Here is a 6,687-nt window from a genome sequence, read left to right as displayed (position 1 = left end):
ATCCACAATCCAACGGACCCGTCGCCAGCAAACCCAAACCCGACAGGCTGCTAGGCTGCGTTTCCAGAGCAGCTTCACGCCTCCGGACGAAGCCGTCCTGCGGCGATCGTCTCCAGCCTCCATCGCGGTAGGTCGTTTCCTCGCGTTGCGACAGGGCGCCCGGCGATGGTCGTCCCGGTCCGGCCTAGCTGGGCGCCGACCCGGCCGTCGCCCGGTCGCGGTGGCCACGCTCGCCGGGCCGGTGACGCCCTGGCGCCCCGGCAAGGCGCAGCATTGCTCCCAATGATGGCCGATGGGGCGGCCGGGGATGCTTCCCGGGAAGCATCATCCCCGTCAGGTCAGCTGCCCGTCCCCTGTTTCCGGAGCGCCATCGGCACCAGGGGCACCACGAGCGCCAAGTTCAGGACGGAGGCTCCGAACAGTGCGGCCAGCGTCCCCGTCGGCCCGCCCCAGTCCAGAAGCCAGGCGCCAACCATCGGCGCCGCCGCCGTGGCGAGGATCGACGGCATGGCGAGGCGGCCCATGAGGATCGCGTAGCCCTCCCGGCCGAACAGCGCGAGCGGCACGGTCCCGCGCGCGATGGAGCGGATGCCGCTGCCCATGCCGTACAGGACGATGCAGGCGGCGGCGAAGCCTGGCGCGACGACGAGCAGGCCAAGGCCGACCGCGACCAGGGTGGAGGAAGCCAGCAGGCTCCAGATCGGGTGCCGGCTCTTCCCCACCATCATCTCGAGGATCCGCCCCCCGACCTGCGACGGGCCGATGAGGGCGCCGAGTCCCACCGCGGCGGCCAGCGCGAGGCCCTGCGCCTGGAGCAGCGTCAGGAGGTGGACGGCGAGGACCGTCATGACGAGGTAGGCCAGGGTGAAGCCCGCCGCGAGCAGGGCGAAGGCAAGCCGCTGGTCCGGCCGCACCTGGCCGGGCCGCGGCGCGTCCGCCAGGGCGGGCTTCGGCGGCCGCTCCGCCTCCCTCGGCAGGGCGAGGAGGTACAGGGGCAGCACGACGGCGAGGTGGATGGCCGCATAGACCCCGCAGGTGCCGCGCCAGCCCAGATGCGTGGCGAGGTAGGCGGTGAACGGCCAGCACACCGTGCTGGCGAAGCCGCCGAACAGGGTCACATGCGTGATGGAGGCGCGCGCCGTCTCGCCATACAGCCGCCCGAGCGCGGAGAAGGCCGGGTCGTAGAGCCCCGCCCCCATGCCGAAGCCGATGACCACCCAGGCAGCGACGAAGAACGGCAGGCTCGGCGCGAGGGCGAGGGCGAGCAGGCCGAAGGCGAGCAGCACGGCGCTCGTGGTCAGCACCGGGCGGCCGCCATGCCGTTCGATGATGTGCCCGACGCGCGGCGAGACGAGGCCGGACACCAGCAGGCCAACGGACAGCGCGCCGACGACCCAGCCCAGCGGCCAGCCGGTATCCGCAGCGACCGGCCCGGCCAGGACGGTGAGCAGGTAGTAGGACGAGCCCCAGGCGAGGATCTGGGCCACTCCCACCGCCGACACGACCACCAGCCGCGGGCGGCTCGTGGCCGGATCCAGGGAGGAGGTGCCTCCGGCCGGGGCGGCCTGGCTCATCCGACCGGCCCGAGCTGGGCCATGTCGCGCCGGGCCGCGCTGCCGCAGCACGGCAGGTCCTCGGCCGGCCCGGGCTCGCGGTTGCCGCCCTCGGGCGTCGCCGGCGTGCAGCAGGAGGGCCCGGCCCCCGCGCCCGGGAGCCTCCGCTCGGAGTTGCAGACGCCGGTCTGCGGCAGGTCGAGCTCGACCCGGCGCGCCGCCTCGACGTCGCCCGCGAGCAGCGCCGCGATGGAGCGCACCTGCTCGTAGCCGGTGGCCAGCAGGAAGGTCGGCGCCCGGCCGTAGGAGGCCATGCCCGCCATGAAGAGCCCCGCATCGGGCTGCGCCAGCGCCTCCGCGCCATGCGGGCGCACGGTGCCGCAGGAATGCAGGTTCGGGTCGATCAGCGGCGCCAGCATCCGCGGGCATTCGAGCGCCGGGTCGAGGTCGAGGCGAGCCTCGCGCAGGATGCCGAGCTCGGGTCGCAGGCCCGTCGCCACCACCAGCTCGTCCACCTCCACGGCGCGGCCCTCGATGCTCCGCACCGTCAGGGAGCCGCCATTCCCGCGGCGGATCTCGTCGACGGAGAAGGGGGCAAGCAGCTCGACGGCGCCGGTCTCGACAAGACGGCGGAGCCGCTGGCCCAGCGCCCCGCGCTCGGGCAGCTGGTCGGCGGCGCCGCCGCCATAGGCCCGCGTCAGGTCGGCGCTGCGCGCCGCCCAAAATACTGCCGTGCCCGGAACCCGGCGGGCAAGCTCGCCGAGGTCGAGCAGGGTGCCGATGGCCGAATGACCGGAACCGACCACCAGGGTCCGCCGCCGGCCGTAGCGGCCATGGTCGGCGCCGAGGATGTCGGGCATGCCGTACCGGATCCGGTCGGCCGCTTCCCGCTCGCCCATGGCGGGCAGGCCGGATGATCCGGCCGGGCTCGGGTTGCCCCAGCTGCCCGACGCGACGATGACCGCGCGCGCCAGGATGCGCCCCTGGCGCCCCTCCGAATCCTCGAACCGCAGCTCGAAGGGCTGCGCCTCGCGCCCGGCATCGCGGAGCTTGCCCGCGCCGAGGCGGGCGATGCCGGTGACGCGGGTGCCCAGGCGCAGGCGGCCGGCGAGTTCGGGAAGCGCGGCCAGCGGCTCCAGGTAGCGCCCGACGAGCTCGCGGCCGCTCGGGAATTCCTCCGCCCCCGGCGCCGTCCAGCCGTGGCGCTCAAGCAGGCTGCGCGCGGCCCGGTCGAGGTTGTAGCGCCAGGACGAGAACATGCGGACATGGCCCCAGGCGAGCGCTGCGGTGCTGACGGTCGGGCCGGCCTCGAGGACGATCGGCTCCAGGCCTCGCTCGAGCAGGTGCGCCGCCGCGGCGAGGCCGACCGGGCCGCCGCCGACGACGGCGATGGGGAGCAAGGAGGCGCCCTGGCGGACGGCCTCCGCATCCTCAAGGTGCCGCCTGGCGGCGCAGCAGGAGCTCATCCCGGTTCCTCCTCCATTATGCCTCGATGGGCGATGCATCACGGCAAATGGGCCTCAGCATCCGCACCGGTCCCCGGCCTGGCTGCGGGCCCTGGCGGCACGGCCGGTTTCGGCCAGCCTGGCCGTGGCGTCCACCCATGCGCCGAGGCCCACCCGGAAAGCGTCCCGGCCCTTGTCGGTCAGCGTGTAGACGCGGCGCTCGCGGCCCGAGACGACCTCCGTGGCCGAGGTCACGTAGCCGCCCTGCTCGAACTCGCGCAGCGTCGGGTAGAGCGCGCCCTCGGAGGGCGAGCAGCAGCCATTGGTGGTCCGCTCCACCGCGCGGGCGATGTCATAGCCATGGGCCGGGCCGTCATGCAGCACCTGCAGGACGAAGAAGCGGCTGAGCGCCATCTTGATGGTCCCGGCCCAGTAGGCGCGGTCCGTGAAGTCCTGCGGTGGACGGGGGATGGCGCGCAGACCGGGTTGCCGGGACATGTCCAAACGCTATGCCTCGGAGGGCGATGGGTCAAGCGGCGAACGTCGCCCGCCCGGAAGGCGTGCCCGCCATCCGTCCCGGGTGGTCGCCGGCGGCCTGAGGGCCAAGGCTTCCGGCAGGCGGCGGTCAGCTGGCGAGGAACAGCAGCGACCGGTCCGACGTGTCGAGCAGGGCATCGGCCACCTCGCCGAAGGCCAGGCCTTCGCCCGGGCGCCGAGCCACGCCCACGACGATCAGGTTGTGCTTGCCGAGGCGGACCTGGCGCAGGATCGCATCCTCCGTGGCCATCCTGATCCGCACCGCGGTGCGGACCGGCACGCCGACCCGCTCGGCGGTGTCGACCACGTCGCGCAGCACGGCTTCGTCCCTCCGCCTCAGACCGCCCGTCAGGCGCCGGCGGCGCCGCGAGGTGTCGCCGGCATTCGAGACCAGCAGCGCGGTCACCGGGGCGCCGCTCGCCCGGGCCAGGTTCAGCGCGACCTCGGCGCCGCGGCGTGACACCGCCGTCCCGTTGACGGCGACGAGGATGCTCAGCGGGGCAGCTTCGGGATTGCCGAGGTGCTCGCCCTTCGGCACCACAACCGCGAGGGGGCCCTCGAAAGCGTCCATGACCTTGGCGAGGCTCCCGCCGGGGCCGTCGATGGCTTGCCGCTGGGATTCCATGCCGACCATGAGAAGGTCGTAGCCCTTTCCGGCCTCCACCGAGACCGCCTGCTCCATCGGCAAGGCCGAATGGCGCTCGATGACCTCGACCGCATCCGGCACGTCCTCATCCGGCGTCACCACGCGCTCCTGGACTGCCCTGGCGGTCCCTGCCACCACGGCCTCCAGCGCACCCGGCTGCCGGGCGGCCTGGGCCAGCCTCGGCTTGCCGTCGAGCCGGATGACCGTCGCGGCCATCCCGCGCATGCCGGCCACCAGGCCGGCCAGGCGCGAGGCGAAGCGGCCCTCGGCGCTTTCGTCGGCAACGACGAGCAGGCGCTCCAGGTTCGGCACGAACCCGCGTTCCTCGAAGGCCTCCCGCTCCAGCCGCTTCCGCTCCGCCTCGTCGAGCGGAAGGCGCCCCAAGGCCCAGCGCAGCATCGGCGGCATGGCCAGCGTGGTCAGGATGGCCATGGCGACGATCATGGTGAACAGGTTCTGGCTGAGGGCGCCGATCGACAGGCCGATCGTGGCCACGATCACCTCCGTGGACCCGCGGGCGTTCATGCCGCAGGCCAGCGCCATGCACTCGGCACGGCGCAGTCCCCCCAACGTTCCGCCGATGAAGGCGCCGGCGAACTTGCCGAGGCTGGCGATCGCGATCAGCCCGATGGTCAGGCCCAGCAGATGCGGGTCGCTCAGGATGGTCAGGTCGGCGCTGAGGCCCGCCAGTCCGAAGAAGACCGGCGCGAAAAGCGCCGTCACCAGGCCGCGGAGCTGCTGGTCGATCTGGCGCGTGAGGATGGGCGACTGGCCGACCAGGATGCCGGCGACGAAGGCGCCCAGCACTGTGTGGACGCCGATGGCCTGGGTCGCCAGGGCCATGGCCCCCATGACGACGAGGATGGTGGTGATGACCGCGGCCTCGCTGACCAGCTCGTCATTGGCCCAGCGGATCAGCAGGAACACGACGCGCCGGCCGAGCGTGAAGCTCAGGCCGAGGAACAGCGCCGTCCCGAGCAGGCTCTTCCCCAGGGACCAGACGTCGAAGGCGCCGTTGAGGGCGAGGCTGAAGGTGATGGCGATGATCACCCAGCCGATGGTGTCGTCGATGATGGCCGAAGCCACGATGACTTGGCCCACATTGCGCCGCAGGAAGCCCATCTCCCGCACCACCATGGCCACGATCTTGACCGACGAGATCGAGAGGGCGGTGCCGAGGAACAGCGACGTGATCATGCGCAGTTCGGGATGCGGCAGCATGGCTTCGGGCAGGACCTGGCCGAGGGCGAAGCCGCAGGCGAAGGGGACGGCGACGCCGGCCACCGAGACGCTCAGGGCCGCCCGCCGCACCCGCCGGACCAGGCCGAGATCCGTCTCCATGCCGGTGAGCAGGAGCAGCAGCAGGACGCCGATCTGCGCAACCGCGTCGAGCATGGCCTTCTGCCCCTCGCCGGGCGGGAAGATCGCATGCTGCCCGGCCGGCCAAACCGCCCCGAAGAAGGACGGGCCGAGGAGCATGCCGGCGAGAAGCTGCCCGACGACGCCGGGCTGGCCGATGCGCTGCATCACCTCGCCCAGCAGGCGCCCGACGACGAGGAGGCAGATGATCTGCACCAGGAAGAGCACCTCGGAGGATGCCGCGTGCTCGCCCCCTGCCGCCGCGAAGGCTGGTGTCGCTCCAAGCACGCACAGCGCCACGAGCGGGCGGTAAGGAAGCCTCATGGGTGGGTTCTCGAATCAGTGAAGAATGGGGCAGGACGCCGTCGCGGCCAGCGGGAGGGAGGCTTGCGGGTCAACTGCCGCCGGTCCGGCCGAACCAGATGCCAAGCACGGCCCCGAGCGCCACCAGCAGCAGCCCGCCATTGACCACCAGCAGCAACGCGCGGGGGATGCGCCAGACGTCGGAACGCTTCAGGGAATCATGGCCGGGACGAATCTCCCGCCAGACCGCGACCGCGAAGCAGAAGGCGGAGAAGAAAACCAGAAGGGTGGCGTTGAACAGGATGGCCCAGTCGGGCAGCACGCCGCCCAGCGAGGTCTTGGCCCCCACGCCGGCGACAAGGGCCACCAGGCCGGTCCGAACCCAGGCCGCATAGGTGCGCTCAGCTGCCAGAACCGTGCGATCGGCGGCGTAGGCTACCCTGGGATCGTCATCTTCGCCCGCCATCGGGACAGCAACGCAACCTGAGACGCCCCGGATCCAAACGCCCGTGGATCTAATGCCGGAGGAGGCGCGGGCGATGGACCGCCACCCGAAGCCCGCTTCGACACGGCGCCGCCGGATGGCGCAGCGTGACCGTGTCCTCCTCCACCGGCATCCCGCTCGCCAGCATTGGCGTCCACGGGATCGCGCGATGCACGGACGCGGCGGTGCTGGCCGGGGAGCCCGGGCAGCGCAGCGGACCGCATCATGCCCGGTATGTTCGAAGCCGTACCCAAGGCGGGAGCCGCGGCACGGCAGCCATTGGCCGCCCGAACGGCACGGCGAGCACGAAGGCGTCCCCGTCGTCCCGCTTCGTCGAGCGCGCCGAAGCCGGGCCGCCCG

5 protein-coding genes are annotated in these 6,687 nt (G+C 72.6%); all 5 read right to left on the bottom strand.

The window, feature by feature from the left end:
- Positions 1-338: 338 nt before the first annotated feature.
- The 5 genes from AC5JJ1_RS03625 to AC5JJ1_RS03605 all read right to left on the bottom strand — a co-directional run bounded on the left by AC5JJ1_RS03625 (position 339) and on the right by AC5JJ1_RS03605 (position 6,309).
- Positions 339-1,574 carry an MFS transporter gene (locus tag AC5JJ1_RS03625; RefSeq protein ID WP_495783752.1) on the bottom strand — a complete coding sequence of 412 codons (1,236 nt, stop codon included), beginning with the start codon at positions 1,572-1,574 and terminating at the stop codon, positions 339-341.
- On the bottom strand, positions 1,571-3,019 hold the full coding sequence (locus AC5JJ1_RS03620) for an FAD-dependent oxidoreductase (protein ID WP_495783751.1): 1,449 nt from the start codon (positions 3,017-3,019) through the stop codon (positions 1,571-1,573). The genes AC5JJ1_RS03625 and AC5JJ1_RS03620 overlap by 4 nt, the downstream gene beginning before the upstream one ends.
- Positions 3,020-3,073: 54 nt before the next feature.
- Positions 3,074-3,496: a PadR family transcriptional regulator gene (locus tag AC5JJ1_RS03615; RefSeq protein ID WP_495783750.1), complete on the bottom strand. Its 423-nt coding sequence runs from the start codon at positions 3,494-3,496 to the stop codon at positions 3,074-3,076.
- Between the two features lie 127 nt (positions 3,497-3,623).
- Complete coding sequence (locus AC5JJ1_RS03610) at positions 3,624-5,864, bottom strand: cation:proton antiporter domain-containing protein (RefSeq protein ID WP_495783749.1); 2,241 nt, start codon at positions 5,862-5,864, stop codon at positions 3,624-3,626.
- Between the two features lie 70 nt (positions 5,865-5,934).
- Positions 5,935-6,309, bottom strand: coding sequence for a DUF202 domain-containing protein (locus AC5JJ1_RS03605; RefSeq protein WP_495783748.1), 375 nt, complete (start codon positions 6,307-6,309; stop codon positions 5,935-5,937).
- Positions 6,310-6,687: the final 378 nt, after the last annotated feature.

This window comes from Belnapia sp. (assembly GCF_059504005.1).
This window is presented reverse-complemented; position numbering and strand designations above follow the sequence as displayed.

Excerpts from the sequence above, each read along its gene's own strand:
- AC5JJ1_RS03625 (WP_495783752.1), bottom strand. The coding sequence starts at position 1,574 with ATGAGCCAGGCCGCCCCGGCCGGAGGCACCTCCTCCCTGGATCCGGCC.
- AC5JJ1_RS03620 (WP_495783751.1), bottom strand. The coding sequence starts at position 3,019 with ATGAGCTCCTGCTGCGCCGCCAGGCGGCACCTTGAGGATGCGGAGGCC.
- AC5JJ1_RS03615 (WP_495783750.1), bottom strand. The coding sequence starts at position 3,496 with ATGTCCCGGCAACCCGGTCTGCGCGCCATCCCCCGTCCACCGCAGGAC.
- AC5JJ1_RS03610 (WP_495783749.1), bottom strand. The coding sequence starts at position 5,864 with ATGAGGCTTCCTTACCGCCCGCTCGTGGCGCTGTGCGTGCTTGGAGCG.
- AC5JJ1_RS03605 (WP_495783748.1), bottom strand. The coding sequence starts at position 6,309 with ATGGCGGGCGAAGATGACGATCCCAGGGTAGCCTACGCCGCCGATCGC.